Raw genomic sequence first — 947 nt, 5'->3', positions numbered from 1 at the left:
TCAAAGAGGCCGTGGAGATCGCCCGGTCGCGAAAATGGATTGCGCACTCACCCTTGTTGCCGGGGGACGACCAGTGAAGCTGGTCAGCAAATGTCTCGGTGTAGCGCGCTCGCAATTAACGGTTCGAATCAAGCAATCGGTATCGCCCAAAGTACGGCGAAGCAGGCCTGTGGACGATGCTGATCTGGTGGTTGAAATCCAGCAACAGGTCAGCGAGCTTCCCAGCTACGGCTACCGCCGCGTCTGGGGATTACTGCGTCGCGCCCGTGAAACCCAGTCGCTACCGGCGATCAATGTGAAGCGGGTTTACCGGGTCATGCGTGATCACAACTTGCTGCTTGAGCGCCGAATCAAACAGCCCGGCGTGCCGCGTCGGCACGAAGGTCGTATTGCGGTGAAAACCAGCGATACGCGTTGGTGCTCGGACGGCTTTGAGTTCCGCTGCGAGGACGGCGCGAAACTGAGCGTGACCTTCGCCCTGGATTGCTGTGATCGCGAAGCCATCGGCTGGGTCGCGAGCCCGACCGGGTACAGCGGCGATGACATCCGCGACTTGATGCTGGAAAGCGTGGAAAAGCGCTTTGGCGACCAACTGCCCACAACACCGGTGCAATGGCTAAGCGATAACGGCTCGGCCTACACCGCCGAACAGACGCGCCTGTTTGCTCGACAAATCGGTTTGCAGCCGGTGACCACCCCGGTACGCAGCCCGCAGAGCAATGGCATGGCCGAGAGCTTCGTGAAGACGATCAAGCGCGATTACGTGGCGCATATGCCCAAACCGGATCGGGAAACGGCGTTGCGCAACCTGGCAATTGCCTTTGAACATTACAACGAGCAGCATCCGCACAGCGCTTTGAACTATCGCTCACCGAGGGAGTTCAGGCGCTTGGCGGCAGCACCAATTTAACAGGGAGTTGGTGTCCGGTTTTGTAGGGGCAAATCCA

The 947-nt window shown here is 59.2% G+C and carries 1 pseudogene; it reads left to right on the top strand.

From position 1 onward, the window contains the following. Positions 1-910 (top strand): annotated as a pseudogene (locus FQ182_RS29635) (IS3 family transposase); the annotation flags it as partial. Positions 911-947 lie beyond the last annotated feature (37 nt).

The organism is Pseudomonas sp. ANT_H4, from assembly GCF_008369295.1.
In the GTDB taxonomy this organism is placed as follows: Bacteria; Pseudomonadota; Gammaproteobacteria; order Pseudomonadales; family Pseudomonadaceae; genus Aquipseudomonas.
The sequence above is the reverse complement of the archived record's forward strand: the minus strand, read 5'-3'. Positions and strand labels throughout refer to the sequence as shown.